Source organism: Burkholderia sp. WP9, assembly GCF_900104795.1.
Lineage (GTDB): Bacteria > Pseudomonadota > Gammaproteobacteria > Burkholderiales > Burkholderiaceae > Paraburkholderia.
The window spans coordinates 2,070,529-2,086,965 of the sequence record NZ_FNTG01000001.1 but is presented as its reverse complement, the minus strand read 5'-3'; the positions used below and the strand labels follow the sequence as shown (position 1 = coordinate 2,086,965).

Below are 16,437 nucleotides of genomic sequence, written 5' to 3'. Positions count from 1 at the left end.
GTCGACAGATTCAAGGAAGGCGTGGGAATGCGCCTGGCGCAGGCGTGGCGCCGTTTGCCGCGTCATTCAGCGCTGTTTTGCACCGCTGCGCCGCGCATTCGATCCGCTATATCGTGTCATGCCTCGTGGTTGGACTGGTCGCCGCGGGGCTGGGGGGATGCAAGTCGTCACCCGCCAGGTTCTACACGCTGAGCCCGGATGCGACTCTCGCGACATTGGCGACGCCTCACGCGATCCCTCTGGCGGTAGGGCCGGTTACCGTGCCGGATCTGGTGGACCGTCCGCAAATCGTGACCCGGGCGGCCGGCAACGAAGTCGCCATCAACGAATTCGCGCGATGGGCGCAGCCTCTGAAAGGCAATATCGCGCGGGTCGTTGCGGCGGATCTGGGTACGCTGCTGAATTCGCAGCAGGTGACGGTGTTCGCGGGTACGACCGATCCGCTGGCCACATGGTACGTGAGGCTGGATGTCATGCGTTTCGACGCGGAACCCGGCCAGGACGTCATTGTGGACGTGCAATGGACCATCCGTGCTCCGGGGAAGCAGCCTGTTCGTTCAGGCCGATCTATTGTTCGCGAGCCAGTGTCCGGCGCAGGTTTTGAGGCGATGACCACGGCCTATGACCGGGCGCTTGCTGTGGTGAGTCGTGATATTGCGGCGGCAGTTGGCACGATGATTCAGCCATAGAGCAGACTTGCTAACGATCACGGTGCAATGTCGGTGGATGTGAGGCGATCGCCGGGTGCCGCCCGTTCCAGAATCCATCTACCTTATAGGTGCTTCAATGCCAGCTCAATCCTTGCTTTCCGCGCGCAGCCTCATACGGTGTTTGACGAGTGTCGTCCTCGTTGCCGGAACAGGCGTCGCCTTCGCCGCCAATTTGAATTTTTTGAAAGACACACCGGTTAGTTATATGAAGGACGCAGACAGAAAGGCGCTCAACGACGCGGCGCAAATTGCGCTGGAGCGCAATAAGGATGGAGAGTCGCTGAACTGGAGCAACAGTGGCACCGGCAACTCGGTGTCGATTCACGGGACCGTCACGCCACGCGATACGGTGAAAGACGGTGACAAAACGTGCAGAACGGCGACGCTTGTCGCCATTGCGAAAGGACAGACGCAGACTTGGACGCCTGTCGTTTGCAAAGAAGGTGCTGGGCCGTGGAAGATACGGAAACAGTGAGTGTCAGACTATGCGGTGAACTCATGGAAAGAGGGCACTGCAGCAACCCGCTTCGAGCCGCTTTGAGCGGATAGTTTTGCGAGGCGTCCGGTTACGACTGCTGGTCAGGCAGTCTCCGGGACGCGGGTTTGGCTATACCTCGGTTTCAGAGGTTGAGCTTGGTCACTTTGGTTCCAGCGAGCGACGCATCCGCCATCAGGCCGGTATTGGTCAGGACTATGGCGACAACCTGGGCGGATGCGGATGTCGTGTCGATGGACCCGTTCGCACCCACCTTTAGCAAGGAGACCGCCACGTCGCCGCCGACCGACCAACCGGCCGAGCTGGTGAATTTGGCGAGCGAGTCCTTCGTCATAAAGAGGAAGATGACCGCGGTTGATTCGGCGCCGGCCTGGAAGCCGAAAGAAGCAGCCGTCGTGCTGTAATAGCCGACCGTCGCGCCGCCTACGCGCAATGCGCCTTCACCATACTCGGCACCCGCGATAAAGGCCACTTTCTTGACTGCCGGGAAAGTGAGGATGCCTTGCGCCTTGGATGCGAGTTCGCGTGCTCCCCCCACTGTTGCGTAAAGCCGCGACATCGTTCCGTCGACGCTCGCGTCGAGCGCCTGACGCTTCGACGCGTCCGTTTCGGGACTCTTGCCGCTGCCTCCTGTGGTGGTGCAGCCCGCGAACGCGAGGCCCGCGGCGGCAGTGGCTGCTGCGGTATTCAATACAAAGTTCCTTCGGTTCATTATCGTCCTCCGTTTCGGTTCCGAGGTGAATGCTCAGCAAATGCGTTACCCGTTGTGACGATTTCCAGTTCTTTCCTGAATGCATGATGTCACAGCGGAAAAATAGGGGAATCAGACTTTGGTCTTATTGCTGAACAGACGCCGGTGCAGAGATTCAAAGTTTCCGGCGCGCTTGAGCCTGGAATTCCCGGCTTCCTCGCTGGAGATATTCTTTATGCAAAAGCCAACCGTATTCATGAAGTGGTCGGTGTTTTTCAGTCGTGCTGATTCTGTGAACCGTTGACCTGCGGGATCTGGATGAATCGAATCTAGGACCAAGGTCCGATGCCCCTCTTCATGATTGGGCATTACGCTCACAGAATAGTGCGGGGACGTGCACGTCGGTGCAGACCGAAGGTGTCGTCTTTACGCCGACAGAACACTGGAACAGCCTTGAGGAGAGGAGACGACCGTATGACCGAGGATCCTCGTCCTGTTAGCGATGTAACGCGAGCTGTGCCTTCGGGATGGCGGGCCATGTTTCCTCCCCTAACGTGGCTATCGTCTTATCAGCCGAAGTGGCTCACGCACGATGCCATTGCAGGTGCCACCCTGGCGGCCTACGCGATTCCCGTGTCGCTCGCCTATGCCACGCTCGCTGGATTGCCACCAGAGTACGGCATCTATTGTTATCTGGTTGGGGGACTCGCCTATGCGTTGTTCGGGTCTTCCCGCCAGCTCGCGATTGGCCCGACTTCGGCGATTTCGATGCTGGTCGGTGTGACAGTCTCGGAGATGGCTGGAGGGGATCCGGCACGATTCGCCGCCATTGCCGCCCTGACTGCGCTGCTGGTCGCCGCAATGTGCTTCGTGGGGTGGATTCTGCGGCTGAGTTCGCTGGTCAATTTCATTAGCGAGACGATCCTGCTCGGGTTCAAGGCGGGCGCCGCCTTGACTATTGCTTTGACTCAGCTACCAAAGTTGTTTGGGGTGAAGGGCGGTGGCGAGCAATTTTTCGATCGCGTCGTCACGCTCGCCGGTCAACTTCCCAGTACCAATCTCGCCGTGCTCGGATTTGGTGTTGCGGCGATCGTCGTGCTGCTACTGGGGGAGAAGTTCCTGCCCGGTCGGCCCGTCGCATTGTTCGTGGTGGTGATCTCGATCATTGTGTTATCTGTGACACCGCTGATCGGCCTTGGCTTCAAGACTGTCGGCGCGTTGCCGCAAGGTCTACCCGAGTTTCGCTGGCCTGGCCTGCGCGTCCGCGATGTGGACGGTGCGATTTCGTTAGCGTTCGCGTGCATGCTGCTGTCGTACGTCGAAAGTGTTTCTGCCGCGCGGGCGCTGGCCCAGGCGAACGGTTACGAGATCAATCCACACCAGGAGCTACTCGGACTCGGCGCGGCCAATCTGGCAGCGGGACTGTTTCAGGCCTATCCGGTCGCGGGTGGTTTGTCGCAGTCATCGGTCAACGACAAGGCCGGCGCCAAGACACCGCTCGCGTTGGTCTTCGCTTCCGTGACTATCGGGCTGTGTCTGTTGTTTCTGACCGGAATGCTGAAAAACCTGCCAAGTGTGGTTCTGGCCGCGATCGTACTGGTTGCGGTGAAAGGGCTGGTCGATATCGACGAGATGCGTCACGTTTGGCGGGTAAGCCGGTTTGAATTTTTCGTCTCGATGGTAGCGTTCGCCGCCGTGCTTCTGCTAGGCATCCTGAAAGGCGTGATCGTGGCAGTGCTGGTTTCAATGTTATTGCTTATAAGACGCGCCGCACATCCACACGTGGCATTTCTGGGCAAGATTCCCGGCACCCGGATCTACTCCGACGCCGAACGCCACCCGGACAACGAAGCGGCGCCAGGCGTACTGGTATTCCGCGTCGAGGCGTCGCTGCTCTACTTCAATGTCGAGCATGTGCGCGCTGCCGTATGGGACAAGATCCGGACTGGCGACGGATCGCTCAAACTGGTTATCTGCGATCTGTCGACTTCTCCCGCTGTTGACCTCGCGGGTGCGCGCATGTTGGCCAAGCTGCATGAAGCGCTGAAGACGGGCGGAATAACGTTGCGGCTGGTCTCCGCTCATGCGGAGGTGCGGGATATTCTGCGCGCGGCGGGTGTTGAGAACCTGGTGGGCTACCTCCAACGTGGCATCTCGGTTGCCGACACGATCGACGAATGGAAGACAGGGCGAAGTGCGCCGCCGCAAGTGGCAGGAGCGCTATGACCTGCTGCGCAATGAAACGCAGTGTGCGCCCGTTGAGGAACTCGTGGGCACGATGAACGTGGGCTGCACATGTGAAACGCGATACCGCTTGCATGTCGTCTTTCGGGGCAGACCCTTCACGTTGACGGCGGCTCAAGCATCATGGACAGTGAATAGGAGAGCGTTATGGCTGATTTATTTATTGGCAATATCGACGAGCATGTCAGCGAAGATGACATCAAGGCGTTTCTTGTGAAGTACGGTTTTCCGCCTTTCGACAGTATCGCCCACGTTCCAGGGGAAGGCTCGCGGCCGGCGGTGGTGGTCAGCTTCGAAGGTACGAGTCCGGAGGTGTTGCGTCGCCTGCAGCCCAGAGTTCACGACATGTTCTGGAACAATCGGAAAATCAATGTGCAGGTCATGAAAGACCGGTCGGAGTGAGGCGTATCTTTCAGACGTCGGTCACCGAGCACAGCTGTCGGGTTCTGACCTCATGATGAAGCGTTCACGCGCGTAGGGTGCGGCGGTTTCTCGCTTCCCGAGCCCTCGTGGAAAATCGAGAGGCAAGCGGAAATGCGCGAGAGCGGTAGTTGCTCCGCATTGGAGTTCAGGAGCGTGTGATGGATTCAAGGCGAATAGCAGAAGCCGCCGCCCGAGGCCTGGTCGCCGTGGTGGAACGGTGTGCTGTCCACCAGGCGTCCACGATCCAATGAACAAGCCGGATTTTTCAACTCCCACGCCGGAACCGGGCCGGATTGGGCACCGGGCGAAGGCCGCCGATCAGGCCGGCGTGTTGCGCTGGCTGCCCGGCATCCGTACGCTTCGGACCTACCAGATCGTGTGGTTACCTCACGACATTGCGGCCGGCCTGGTGCTGACCACGATGCTGGTGCCAGTGGGCATCGCCTACGCGGTGGCGTCGGGCTTACCCGGAATTAATGGCCTCTACGCTTCTATCATTGCGCTGCTTGCTTATGCGTTGTTCGGACCCAGTCGGATTCTGGTGCTGGGGCCGGATTCGTCGCTGGCCGCAGTCATTCTGGCCGTCGTCGTGCCCCTATCGGCGGGCGACCCAATTCGCGCAGTAGCACTGGCGGGCATGATGGCGATCGTGTCGGGGGCGGTATGTATCCTGGCCGGTCTGGCGCGCATGGGTTTCATCACCGAGCTCCTGTCGAAGCCGATCCGCTACGGGTACATGAATGGCATCGCGCTGACGGTCCTGATCAGCCAGTTACCCAAAGTGTTCGGTTCCTCGATTCCGAGCGAAGGGCCGTTGCGAAACGTGCGAGCCCTCGTCATCGCAGTGATGGACGGCCAGACTAACTGGACCACATTCATGGTCGGTGCAGGCACACTGGCCTTCATCCTGCTGCTCGAGGGCAGCAGGCGGATCCCGGGTGTCCTGATCGCCGTGGTAGGAGCCACTGTTATGGCTGGCGCGCTCGACCTTGCGTCACGCGCCGGTGTTGCGGTCCTCGGCTCGCTGCCGCAAGGCTTGCCTGCGTTCTCCATTCCATGGATCGCCACTACGGACATGGTGCCCGTCCTGATCGGCGGCTGTGCCGTCGCCCTTGTGTCTTTTGCCGACACGAGCGTGCTTTCGCGTGTCTATGCGGCGCGCACGGGTGTCTATGTCGATCCGAATCAGGAGATGGTGGGACTCGGCGTCGCCAACCTCGCCGCCGGCCTGTTTCAGGGCTTTCCGATCAGCAGCAGTTCGTCACGCACTCCCGTGGCGGAGGCCGCCGGCGCGAAGACTCAGTTGACCGCCGTGGTCGGCGCGCTCGCGGTTGCCTTGCTGCTGATGGTGGCGCCCGACATGCTGAGGAATTTGCCCACCAGCGCGCTGGCTGCGGTGGTGATCGCATCGGCGCTTGGCCTGATCGAAGCCGCCGATTTGCGGCGCATTTATCGCATCCAGCGCTGGGAGTTCTGGCTATCCATCGTATGTACCGTCGGTGTGTTTCTGCTGGGTGCGATTCAGGGCATCGGCCTCGCTATCGTGATTGCCGTCATCGAGTTCCTGTGGGATGCGTGGCGGCCGTATTCGGCGATTCTGGGGCGTGTCGATGGTCTGAAGGGCTACCACGACATTACGCGCTATCGCGACGCTCATCGCATTCCCGGGCTAGTCCTGTTTCGTTGGGACGCGCCCTTATTCTTCGCAAACGCCGAGTTGTTCTGTGACCGGGTGCTGGATGCGGTGGCGACATCGCCTACGCCGGTGCGCTGGCTGGTGGTGGCGGCGGAACCTGTTACGAGTGTAGATGTCACTTCCGCCGATATGCTGGCCGATCTGGATGAGACATTGCACGCGGCGGGCATTGAGTTGTGTCTCGCCGAGTTGAAGGACCCCGTGAAAGACAAGCTAAAGCGATTCGGGCTTTTTGCACGGCTTGGCGAAACGGCATTCTTTCCGACAACCGGTTCCGCCGTCAGCAGCTACCTTGCGAGCCATCCGGTAGAGTGGGTCGACTGGGAGGACAGGGATCGCTAGGGAAGGGATGCTCGAACTGGCAACCGTTTCGATTGGAGCCGCAATATGCGGCAATCATCGCCATGACGGTCAGGATTTCCTGTGCCTTCGCGACGAACGCAAAGTACTCGGATGTGTTCGCCAATGTCCCTGCCAGGATGCTCTTTTTCCTCGCGTGGCAGTGGATGATTTCGTTTCGCCCGCGCCGCCGTTCTGCGCGTTCACATCCAGGGCCCCGCCGAGCCCCTGCGGGTCGGCGACGCGGGCGAGTTCAATGTCGGCCGCGAAGTGATGATGGCGCACGATGGTGGCGTCGAGCAATTCAAGCTCCCGGAGCAACGCCGGGTGGCGGAACTCAGGCAGCGTGTTCGTCAGGTTGACGATCATGGCCCGCAGGCGCCGCTCGATCTGCAGACTGCCCGCACCGTAATGCCGTATTTCCCGAAAGGTGACATGAACGAAGTCTTCCCAGTCAGGCGTGCGAAAAATGACGCGCGGCCGTCCACTGTCGTCGCTGAGTGTGCTGTTGGCAAGGGACCGTTGCCCGACCAGGCGAAGCAGCCGATGCAACTGGTCGATGGCGAGCACCGCGGTGGTCGGATCGTTGATGGCTGGCGATAGGGCCTTCAAGGCAATATCGACTTCAATGCGGAACGAGAACATGGGATCCTGCTCCATCGTGCGTTCGGAGCCGAGCGCGACCAGGTTTTGCAACAGGCGGTCGCTGATCGTATCGCTGCTGCCGGTCAAATAGAAGAGCGGTTCGTCCGTGGCGAGAAAATCACCGACTTGCGCGGCGAATTCGATGATGCAGCCGGCTCGCTGCGCCTCGCGAGAAAGTCCGCGCAGGTTGACCGCCAGCACCACTCCGGATCCGCCGGTGTGATACACGATGCGATCGGGCGCCCCCGGCGTGCCCGGCTCCGCCCGGCCGTTGGTCCCGGATGCGCGCGAGCGTGACGTCCATGCCAGTTCAGTAGTGAAGCGCCGGCGAGCCGATTCTTCCGACGCGGGGTGAGGGTAGATGACCTCGATGACCGCAAACCCCTGCTCGGCGACACGACCCACGAGACTGACGGGCCGCAGGAGTCTTGCGGAATAGTCGATCAGCACGATGAATGCGACGAGTGAGCCGAGCCCAATGACCGTTGCAATGGATACTTGCAACTGAGGGACCGCCCAGGGTTGCCCAAGTTCTGCCATGGTCCGGTGGGTCCAGAGCAAGGAAAAGACGAAAAGTCCAACGATCCACCGGATCACGTTATCGCGCAGTAGCGTAGTCGCAATGATGCGCGGAGTATATTGGCCACCCGCAACCTGAATGGCAACGAGCAGGGAGCCGAATGTGAATACGAGGCAGGAGAGGTTTAACGTAAAGATGCGATCGAGTATTGCGTGAGCTTCCTCGATGCTCACGGCGAGCAATCCGTGTTGCAGATCGAGGCCGCTGCGTTCAGACATCCAGCGGCCGATTCTGTCGATGGCCCTGTTAAGAGCGATCGCGGCCATCACGGCGAGAATGGGTACGATCCATAGCGACGACCTGACGTGGCTGATCAGGCTGTATCGACGGTTCCAGGCCATGTCGGACTTCCTCGCCCGTCACGCGGGCGGGTAATGCTTCTAACGAAGGTAAGTCTTCGCGCTTCTCCGTAACTGATGCAGTCCTAGCGCCACAACGCATGATCTGCCTCGCGCCACGCTGCGATAGCCGCGGGGTAGGGCGCTCTCTCTCGCATCTCGTTGCATCGACCCCGGGTCAGCGTCCCATACGACGATCGTAGCTGCGCGAGATGCGTGGCAATAGCGTCTGATCGTGCGTATCGCTAGAGTCGAAGCGCACCTGCACACTACCGTCGGACTGCCGTTGCACGCGGGTCGTGACGGTGCTTCCGCCGAGTCTCCCGACGACGATGCCGTTGGCCGGATCCTCGACGGTGAGCGCCAGTCCCTCGTCGCGCATTGCCCCTGCGGCAGCGGCAAATGATCGATCGTAATTCGCAGGCGTCGTCACCACTGTTCCGGCGACCGGTACTGCGTAATACGTGCAGGCCGCCAGGGTGATGAGGGCGCAGCACCCGGCGGCGAGCAGAATGCGTATCAAGGTTGCTCCTTGGTCCATCCGGGAGCGGGATCGAACGACTTGGTCGCGGCGGCCTTGGCCGCGCTATCAGGTCCAAGGTCTCGTTCGTAGACTTGCCCGTCGTGACTGACCATGAAGCTCTTGATACCGGTTTCTCCGTAACGAACCGGCCAGGCAATCACGGCAAAACCGCCGAAAAGCTTACCGTTCACGACATAGTCATACGCTCCGCCCGGGGCGTGAGGGCCTTGCGAGGTCAGCAGCTTGTAGTGATAGCCGTAGTAGCCCGCTTGCGATGGGTTGCGCGTGCCGGCCGTGATAAAGGCTTCGCCAAGAGGGCTCGGTTTTTCGTCGGGGCCAGTAGGCCAGTACAGGCCGTCGCGCTTGCCGGGCGAACTCGATAGTTTCCTGGCGTAAACAAGCACGCCACTGCCGTCATGGTCCGTGCTGGCGTATTCGCGTTGCGCATCGTAGATCGCCAGCATGGTCTGAATGACGGCAAGCTCGTTTCGTCCAATGCGGCGCAAGCGCATTTCCTCCACGCCGGCGTGCGTGTCGAAATGCCAGCCCTGCGGCGATTTCACGAGAGGAATGGGCAGGGTCCAGCCGTCATTGCCTACCTTGATGTCTGCACGTTCGCTGCCCGATGCCTGAATCGCATGTGACGTTTTCCAGGCTGTCAGGAAGCGGGTTCGCAACTCGGCGCCCACAGGAGGAATGAGCTCCCGAAAGTCATTGCCAAGCAACGACTTCAAGGCGGCTTCGTCGTCGTTGGCAATCGCATCGCCAAATGCAGTCATCGCATCTTCAGCGGATTTGAAGTCCTTCTGCGCGTATGCCGCCTGAGGTGCCGCGAGGCAAAGTGTCAGCGCAACGATAACTGCGCTGCCGATTGCGCCAAGCCGGGCCGCGAGGAATCGTAGTGGTGACTTCATGCTTTTGTCTCCTTAGCGCCTGCCACGTCCGCCACCGCCACCACCAGCCCGCGCTCCGCCGCCCTGTCGACTAAAGCTCGAAGACTGCGCACTTGCGCGCCCCCGGTTGAAGTCTTGCTGCGAGGCGCCGCCACCGCCTACACCCTGGAAGGCGTTGTCTCGACCGCCGCCTCCGCCGCCGGTGGCGGCCCGACCGCCTCCCGCACTGGCCCGGTCGGAAACGTCCGCACGATTGGTCGAGCCGCCAACATTCGCCCCGCCGGCGCGGTTGCTGACGCCGGCATTATTTGCCCCACCGCCACGCTCACCCACGCCGCCATTATTTGCCCCACCGCCGCGGTTAACCGCACCCGCATTATTCGCTCCTCCGCCACGGTTGCCCGCACCGGCATTGTTCGCTCCGCTGCCGCGATTACCCGCGCCGGCGTTATTTGTCCCACCGCCGCGGTTACCGCCGCCGGCGTTGTTCGCGCCGCCTGCACGGTTGCCGGCGCCAGCTCTGTCGGAGCCCGCGGCGCGGTCAGTCGCGCCACCGGTACGGCCACGAAAGTCGCCGCGTGCGTCGGCGCCCGAGACGTTCTTCGAGTACTTCTCACGGGACGCGTTGTCGCGATAGGCGACGCCCTGGCGATGGCCCGCATCATGCTGCCACTTGCCGCTCTGAGCCTTGCTGCGGTCGAAGTTGCGATCGATATTGGCGGCCTTGTTGACATTGATATTGACGTCTCCGCCGCCCCAGTTGCAGTTGCCGAAGATTGCGCCGGCGGCCGCGAGGCCCACGCCCCAGGCGAAGCCGGTGGCAAGCGCGGCGCCGGGATAGTAAGCCGGAGCAGGTGGCCAGTAATACGGAGGATAAGCCGGAGCCGCCCAGGTGCCGTACACGACTGTCGGGTTGTAGGCCGGCACGTAGATCACCTCAGGATTTGCCGGTTCGATACGCACGATGGTCTGCGTGGTTTGCCCGCCAGCCGGGGCCGGTTCCGTCATCACTTTCTGTTGCTCATTGGACTTGAGGTTGCCCGATTTCTGCGCTCGCGCACGTAGCCGCTGCACGGCATCGAGAACGTCCTTTTCCTGCGCAAGAAACGCATCGCCGAGCTTCTGTGTCCAGTCGAGCTTGTCGTTCATCGGTTCGAGCACTTGCGGAAACGCAACGAGCGATTTCACACTGACGTCCCACGGCTGATCCTGCACGGCCTTCACGGCCTCATCACCCTTGAGCTTCGGATTGGCCTTGACCCAACGCGCGGCATGCACGATCTCCAGCGGATAGGTCGAGGCCATCAATACCTGTGACAGGACGGAGTCCGGATAGAGTGCGATCGGTGCGACTAGCGCCTCGATCTCCTCCGGCTTGAATGTCGGCTGCTGCGCTTGGGCTTGTCCGGCGGCATCGCTCGAGGGATTGGGAGTCTGGGCAGGCGCACTGCTGGAACCAAGTGTCAGCACAACGAGGAACCCCATGCACATCCCATAAAAGAGTCGCGCACTCCACTGGGTCATGGCCGCTCCTTTTCCAATATGACGGGTGGCACAGATTCTGGTTTTCAGGCGAGAGTCCCGAGAGATGCCCGCTTTGTCAGTACACCATCGCAAGCGGCGGATTACTATCGGCCTAAGGTCCTATATGCGCGCGCCTTCTGACGACTTGAGCGGCGCAATATCCAGACGCCATGTCTTTTCGAATTGGACACGGGAAATTGCGGTTGTGCGGAATGAAATCCATGACCGCTTCGAACAGCAGGAATGATGTTTGACCTCGTCATGCAATGGCGATTCCACTCGATGCATAGTTATCCGATAGTGTCGGCATACCCGTAAGACCAAGGTCCGATTACGGGTTCCTGCTGCCTGTGCTTCCATAAGGGCACGCTCAGATCTTCCTCGGTGTGAGTTTGCTTCGAGGTTCCGGAGCCGGATACGAGCATGCGATACGTGTGCTTCGATCCTGCTGCGGTGAGCGGCGTCACTGGCGTGGCCCACATAATTATGGAGACTGGCGATGATTCCTCGCTCCGTTAAGGCGCCTGTCATTCCGGTCCCATTCAATCGGCTGTTAAAAGTGGTCGCGATCGTCGATCACACCAACGAACAGACCAAGGCCTTGCTCGATCTGATCGCGGCGGAGGGGTTTCGGATTGAAGTCAGGAACAACTTCATTCGCGACATTCATGAAGATGCGGGGGTCGGGGCGTACATCGCACTGGTGGACGGCGAGAACCTCGAGCACGCCCGCAAGATGGCGCTATTGATTCGTGCGCAGGGTTTTCTAACGCCTCTTTGGGCGCTTGCGGACTCGCACCGCATATCCAACCTTGCAGTGACGGGAGCGCTTGGCGAAGTGACGGGCTATATCTATCTCGGGCAACAGTCGCCGGGCTTTTACGCGAAACAGGTGATAGCAAGCCTGGTCAAGTACGGGATGAGCCTTCTTCCGCCTTTTTTCGGTGGGCTGGTGGCCTACGACGCCGAAGCCAATATCGCATTCGATTGCCCGGGGCATCAAGGCGGACAGTTCTATCGAAAGTCGCCCGCAGGACAGCTGTTCTTCAAGCATTTCGGCGAGAGCATTTTTCGCAACGACTTGTGCAACGCCGACGTGGACCTGGGCGATCTGTTGATTCATGAAGGTGCGGCGGCTGAAGCGGAACGCCACGCCGCTGCAATATTTGGCGCCGATCAAACGTATTTTGTTCTTAACGGGACGAGCACGTCGAACAAGGTCGTGACAGGTGCCGTGCTCAAACGCGGCGACCTGGTGCTGTTCGATCGCAACAACCACAAATCGCTACACCAGGGCGCCCTGGTTCAGGCAGGTGCCATCCCGATCTTCTTGCCCACGGCTCGCAATTCATTCGGGATGATCGGTGCGGTGGACTGGGACGCTTGGGGGGAAAGCTGGCTGCGCGAGCAGATTCGTGCGAATCCCCTCGTGAAAGACCCGGAGCGCAGCAAGTTGGAGCGCCCGTTCCGCCTTGCCTGTATTCAACTCGCCACTTATGACGGCACGATCTACAACGTGCGCAAAGTCATGGAGAAGATCGGACACCTTTGCGAGTATGTGCTGTGGGACGAGGCGTGGATCGGCTATAACGCGTTTCACCCGCTCTTCGAAGATCATAGCCCGATGCGCCTGAAAGGTCTGACGCCGGACATGCCGGGGCTTTTCTCCACGCAATCGGTCCACAAACAAGGCGCGGGTTTTTCGCAAGCCTCCCAGATCCATAAACGTGACGAGCACATTCGTGGTCAGAAGCGTTTTATCGAGCATAAGCGCTTCAATGAATCGTTCCTGATTCACGCTTCCACCTCTCCGTTTTATCCGCTATTTGCATCGATCGACGTCAACGCGAAGATTCACGAAGGTAAGGCGGGTGAAGTGCTGTGGGACGGGTGCATCGAACTCGGTATCGAGACTCGCAAGAAATTCCGGGAGTTCTCGCGTCACTATGCGTCGACGGGCGATACGCCACTGGAGCAATGGTTCTTCGACCCGTTCGTGCCCGATGTGGTGAACGTCAAGGACTCCCGGTTTACGGCGGATCTGACGGACGTCGCGTGGGAGGACGTACCGACCGATGTCATCAAGCGCGAGCAGCAGTGCTGGACGTTCAACCCGGACGCGAGCTGGCACGGCTACGAAGGGTATGCCGAAGGCTACACGATGGTCGATCCCAACAAGCTGACCCTGCTCACCCCAGGCATCAATAGGAAGACCGGCGAGTATCTCGACTTTGGTGTGCCCGCAACGGTAGTTGCAAACTATCTAAGAGAAGAGGGCGTGGTCCCGGAGAAGTGCGATCTCAACAGCATCCTCTTCCTGATGACGCCGGCCGAGGACGAAAGCAAGCTGAATACGCTGCTTGCGAGACTGGTCAGATTCAAGAGCTTGTGGGACCGCGATGCGTCGCTGGCAGAGGTTCTGCCGAGTCTGTATGCCGTGCACCACGAGCGCTATGCCGGCTATACGCTCCGTCAGGTCTGCGACGAAATGCACAACTTCTACCGCGAAGCGAACGTCAGGAATCTGCAGAAGCTGTGCTTTCGTGCGTCCAGTTTCCCGGAGCTTGCGATGTCGGCGGAAGAGGCCTACGACGCCCTGGTCGCCAATGAAGTGGATTACGTACCGCTCGATAGTGTGAGGAACCGCATTTCCGCCACGCTGGCGCTGATCTACCCGCCCGGAATCGGCGTCGTGGTGCCCGGCGAACGCTGGGATGAACGTGCTGCGCCCATGCTCGATTACTTCCTCGCATTTCAGGAATCGTTCAACCGGTTCCCGGGCTTTAACTATGAGGTGCAGGGCGTGTACCAGGAAAGAGAAAACGGACGGATCCGGTTTTACACCTATGTGGTCCGCGAGTAGTCGGCGCGGAACCTATTGAGGAGTGGGTGCCATGGCTGAAGCGAAAAAGAAAATGAACGTCATGCAGTTGACGTTCATCGTGACCGTTAACATGATGGGCTCAGGCATCATCATGCTGCCGGCCAACATGGCCAAAGTCGGAGCGATTTCGTTGCTGTCGTGGGTGGTGACAGCGGTGGGTTCGATGGCGATTGCCTATGGCTTCGCACAGGCGGGTATTCTCAACCAGCGGGCCGGCGGCATGGCTGCCTACGCGGAGGACGCCTACGGCAAGTCGGGCTACTTCCAGGTGTTCTTCCTTTACTTTGTGTCGGTTGCCATCGCTAACGTAGCGGTCGCGAGTTCGGCGCTGGGCTATCTCGCGGCGTTCTTTCCCGGCCTGACGGCCTCTCCGATCGCCACGTGCATGGGCGTGATCGGCCTGCTTTGGCTTACCACCGTCGCGAACTTCGGTGGCCCGAAACTGACCGGGCAGATCGGTTCGGTAACCGTGTGGGGCGTCATCCTGCCGGTTGGATTCATCTCCATTGGGGGCTGGTTCTGGTTCCACGGCGGCACATTCATGGATTCGTGGAACCCGAAGGGAATGCGGCTCGTGGAGGGCATGGGTTCGAGCATTTCGCTCACGTTATGGGCGTTCCTCGGCATGGAGTCGGCGGTACAGAACTCGTCTGCCGTGGAGAATCCGAAGCGCGACGTGCCGTTGGCCAGCCTGTTCGGAACGCTGGGCGCGGCCGTCATATACATCCTGTCCACAGCCGTAATCCAGGGCATCGTGCCCAACGCCGATCTGGCGAAGTCGACCGGTCCGTTCGGTCTCGCGTATGCGCGGATGTTCACCCCGCTGGTGGGTAACATCGTGATGGCGCTCGCGGCAATGGCGTGTGTGGGCTCCCTGTTGGGCTGGCAGTTCACGCTCGCGCAGACGGCAAAAGACGCGGCCGACAGCCGCATGTTCCCAGCCGTGTTCGGCAAGGCGAACCGCATGGGCGCACCGGTCGTCGGCATGATCATCATGGGCGCGGTCCAGTCGCTCATGGCGTTGTCCACGATTTCGCCGAACCTGAGTGAACAATTCGAGGCGCTCGTCAACCTCGCGGTGGTGACGAATGTGGTGCCGTATATCGTTTCGCTGTCGGCGCTGTTCGTGATGATGCGCAATGCCGGAACGGAGCCTGCCGTATACCGGCGCAATGCGATTGTGACTGTCGTGGCCATGCTTTACTCCGTCTACGCGCTTTATGCGGCGGGCAAGGACGCCGTGCTCGGCGGCATGCTGGTGATGGCGATCGGTTACGTGATCTTTGGGTTTATCGCGCCGCGCTTCTCTGCCACGCGCGGAGCTGCGCGGGCTGCCGCGGCGGCGGCGGGGACAGCCGCGCTGGTGATCGCGATCGGGATGGCGGCCGCTTTCACGCCGCATCGGGCGCATGCCGCCGGTGTGGTTGTGACGAATGCGTCGGCGGGCAGTCTCGCGCGAATCAAACAGTCGGGCCAAATCAATCTTGGCTATGTGAGTGATGCGCAGCCATTCGCCTATCAGGACGAAGCGGGTCATGCGTCCGGCTACGCCGTGGCGCTATGCCAGAAGATCGCCGACCATGTCAAAGGCGCGCTTGGGCTTTCCGCACTGGCGGTGCAGTGGGTGCCGGTGCCGGTCAACGACCGCTTTCGCGCCGTGCAGGAGGGGCGAATCGATTTGCTGTGCGGCGACGCCGACACGCTGACTGCAAGAAAGGAGATTTCGTTCTCGATTCCCGTCTATCCCGGCGGCGTCGGGGCGATTCTTCGAACGGACGCGTCCCTTGGGCTGAGGGAAATACTTAGCGGCAACCAGACGCCAAACCGCCCGTTCTGGCGTGCCTCGCCGGCTCAAGTCCTGTCACAACAAACCATTGCCGTAGTGGCAGGTTCGCCCACCGAGCGGTGGGTGGCAGGAAAGCTCCAGTCGTTCGATATCACGGCAACGGTCACGCCGGTCGCGGGTGTCGACGCGGGCGTGCAACAGGTGCTCGACCGCAAAGCCAATGTGTTCTTTGCAGAGCGGGCGCTCCTGTTGGCGCGGGCAAAGAGCAGTTCGTCGGCGAAGGAGTTGAGCGTCCTCACTCGCCAGTTCACCTATCTCCCTGTCGCCATCGGTATGCCGCGGGGAGACGACGATTTGCGGCTGCTGGTTGATCGCACACTCAGCGAGACATTCGCATCAGCGGATTTTCGGACAATGTACACAGCCTGGTTCGGCCAACCTGACGAAGACGTGCTGCGCTTCTTCCGGTTGAGCGCGTTGCCGGAGTGAGCGACGATGTGGGTTGCGCTCGCCGACCGGCAGCACCCACGCCCGCGTGGGGCGTGCTGTCAATAAATCATTGATAGATAATAGCTATTTTGTTTTTCGTCGATCGGGTAATAGCCTGTCTGGCGGCGAAACCCGCTCTCTGTGCCAGGAAGCCGAATCAAAAACCCCGTAAGTTC

At 60.4% G+C, this 16,437-nt stretch carries 12 protein-coding genes; 7 read left to right on the top strand and 5 right to left on the bottom strand.

Annotation, left to right across the window (positions count from 1 at the left end; genetic code table 11):
• Positions 1 to 44 precede the first annotated feature (44 nt).
• On the top strand, positions 45 to 689 hold the full coding sequence (locus BLW71_RS09265; RefSeq protein WP_286161958.1) for a PqiC family protein: 645 nt from the start codon (positions 45 to 47) through the stop codon (positions 687 to 689).
• A 97-nt stretch (positions 690 to 786) separates the two neighbouring features.
• Entirely contained in the window at positions 787 to 1,185 is a 399-nt protein-coding gene (locus tag BLW71_RS09260) for a hypothetical protein (RefSeq protein WP_091795436.1), read from the top strand.
• A 145-nt stretch (positions 1,186 to 1,330) separates the two neighbouring features.
• Here BLW71_RS09260 and BLW71_RS09255 read toward each other — a convergent pair whose 3' ends face one another.
• The gene (locus BLW71_RS09255) at positions 1,331 to 1,918 is read right to left on the bottom strand and encodes a BPSL1445 family SYLF domain-containing lipoprotein (RefSeq protein ID WP_091795433.1); all 588 of its coding nucleotides are present in this window, start codon (positions 1,916 to 1,918) and stop codon (positions 1,331 to 1,333) included.
• A 453-nt stretch (positions 1,919 to 2,371) separates the two neighbouring features.
• Between BLW71_RS09255 and BLW71_RS09250 the strand changes: the two genes are divergently transcribed.
• The 3 genes from BLW71_RS09250 to BLW71_RS09240 all read left to right on the top strand — a co-directional run bounded on the left by BLW71_RS09250 (position 2,372) and on the right by BLW71_RS09240 (position 6,602).
• Positions 2,372 to 4,123: a SulP family inorganic anion transporter gene (locus tag BLW71_RS09250; protein WP_091795431.1), complete on the top strand. Its 1,752-nt coding sequence runs from the start codon at positions 2,372 to 2,374 to the stop codon at positions 4,121 to 4,123.
• 165 nt (positions 4,124 to 4,288) lie between these two features.
• The gene (locus BLW71_RS09245) at positions 4,289 to 4,543 is read left to right on the top strand and encodes an RNA recognition motif domain-containing protein (protein WP_091795429.1); all 255 of its coding nucleotides are present in this window, start codon (positions 4,289 to 4,291) and stop codon (positions 4,541 to 4,543) included.
• A 268-nt stretch (positions 4,544 to 4,811) separates the two neighbouring features.
• Entirely contained in the window at positions 4,812 to 6,602 is a 1,791-nt protein-coding gene (locus BLW71_RS09240) for a SulP family inorganic anion transporter (RefSeq protein ID WP_091795426.1), read from the top strand.
• Between the two features lie 69 nt (positions 6,603 to 6,671).
• Here the strand turns inward: BLW71_RS09240 and BLW71_RS09235 are convergent, their stop codons facing one another.
• From BLW71_RS09235 to BLW71_RS09220, 4 genes are all read right to left on the bottom strand, one after another.
• Positions 6,672 to 8,165 (bottom strand): DUF2254 domain-containing protein, encoded by a 1,494-nt coding sequence (locus tag BLW71_RS09235; RefSeq protein ID WP_091795424.1) that lies wholly within the window; start codon positions 8,163 to 8,165, stop codon positions 6,672 to 6,674.
• A 175-nt stretch (positions 8,166 to 8,340) separates the two neighbouring features.
• Positions 8,341 to 8,685, bottom strand: coding sequence for a hypothetical protein (locus tag BLW71_RS09230; protein WP_353615884.1), 345 nt, complete (start codon positions 8,683 to 8,685; stop codon positions 8,341 to 8,343).
• Positions 8,682 to 9,599, bottom strand: coding sequence for a DUF2950 domain-containing protein (locus BLW71_RS09225; protein ID WP_091795419.1), 918 nt, complete (start codon positions 9,597 to 9,599; stop codon positions 8,682 to 8,684). Before BLW71_RS09225 ends, BLW71_RS09230 begins: the two co-directional genes overlap by 4 nt.
• Before the next feature lie 12 nt (positions 9,600 to 9,611).
• Entirely contained in the window at positions 9,612 to 11,102 is a 1,491-nt protein-coding gene (locus BLW71_RS09220) for a DUF3300 domain-containing protein (protein ID WP_091795416.1), read from the bottom strand.
• Between the two features lie 499 nt (positions 11,103 to 11,601).
• Here BLW71_RS09220 and speC point away from each other — a divergent pair, with 499 nt between their 5' ends.
• Together speC and potE are read left to right on the top strand one after the other, a co-directional pair.
• Complete coding sequence (gene speC, locus BLW71_RS09215; protein ID WP_091795413.1) at positions 11,602 to 13,965, top strand: ornithine decarboxylase; 2,364 nt, start codon at positions 11,602 to 11,604, stop codon at positions 13,963 to 13,965.
• A gap of 31 nt (positions 13,966 to 13,996) precedes the next feature.
• Positions 13,997 to 16,261, top strand: a complete 2,265-nt coding sequence (potE, locus tag BLW71_RS09210; protein WP_091795411.1) for a putrescine-ornithine antiporter — start codon at positions 13,997 to 13,999, stop codon at positions 16,259 to 16,261.
• Positions 16,262 to 16,437: the final 176 nt, after the last annotated feature.

Excerpts from the sequence above, each read along its gene's own strand:
- BLW71_RS09260 (WP_091795436.1), top strand. The coding sequence starts at position 787 with ATGCCAGCTCAATCCTTGCTTTCCGCGCGCAGCCTCATACGGTGTTTG.
- BLW71_RS09255 (WP_091795433.1), bottom strand. The coding sequence starts at position 1,918 with ATGAACCGAAGGAACTTTGTATTGAATACCGCAGCAGCCACTGCCGCC.
- BLW71_RS09250 (WP_091795431.1), top strand. The coding sequence starts at position 2,372 with ATGACCGAGGATCCTCGTCCTGTTAGCGATGTAACGCGAGCTGTGCCT.
- BLW71_RS09245 (WP_091795429.1), top strand. The coding sequence starts at position 4,289 with ATGGCTGATTTATTTATTGGCAATATCGACGAGCATGTCAGCGAAGAT.
- BLW71_RS09240 (WP_091795426.1), top strand. The coding sequence starts at position 4,812 with ATGAACAAGCCGGATTTTTCAACTCCCACGCCGGAACCGGGCCGGATT.
- BLW71_RS09235 (WP_091795424.1), bottom strand. The coding sequence starts at position 8,165 with ATGGCCTGGAACCGTCGATACAGCCTGATCAGCCACGTCAGGTCGTCG.
- BLW71_RS09225 (WP_091795419.1), bottom strand. The coding sequence starts at position 9,599 with ATGAAGTCACCACTACGATTCCTCGCGGCCCGGCTTGGCGCAATCGGC.
- BLW71_RS09220 (WP_091795416.1), bottom strand. The coding sequence starts at position 11,102 with ATGACCCAGTGGAGTGCGCGACTCTTTTATGGGATGTGCATGGGGTTC.
- speC (WP_091795413.1), top strand. The coding sequence starts at position 11,602 with ATGATTCCTCGCTCCGTTAAGGCGCCTGTCATTCCGGTCCCATTCAAT.
- potE (WP_091795411.1), top strand. The coding sequence starts at position 13,997 with ATGGCTGAAGCGAAAAAGAAAATGAACGTCATGCAGTTGACGTTCATC.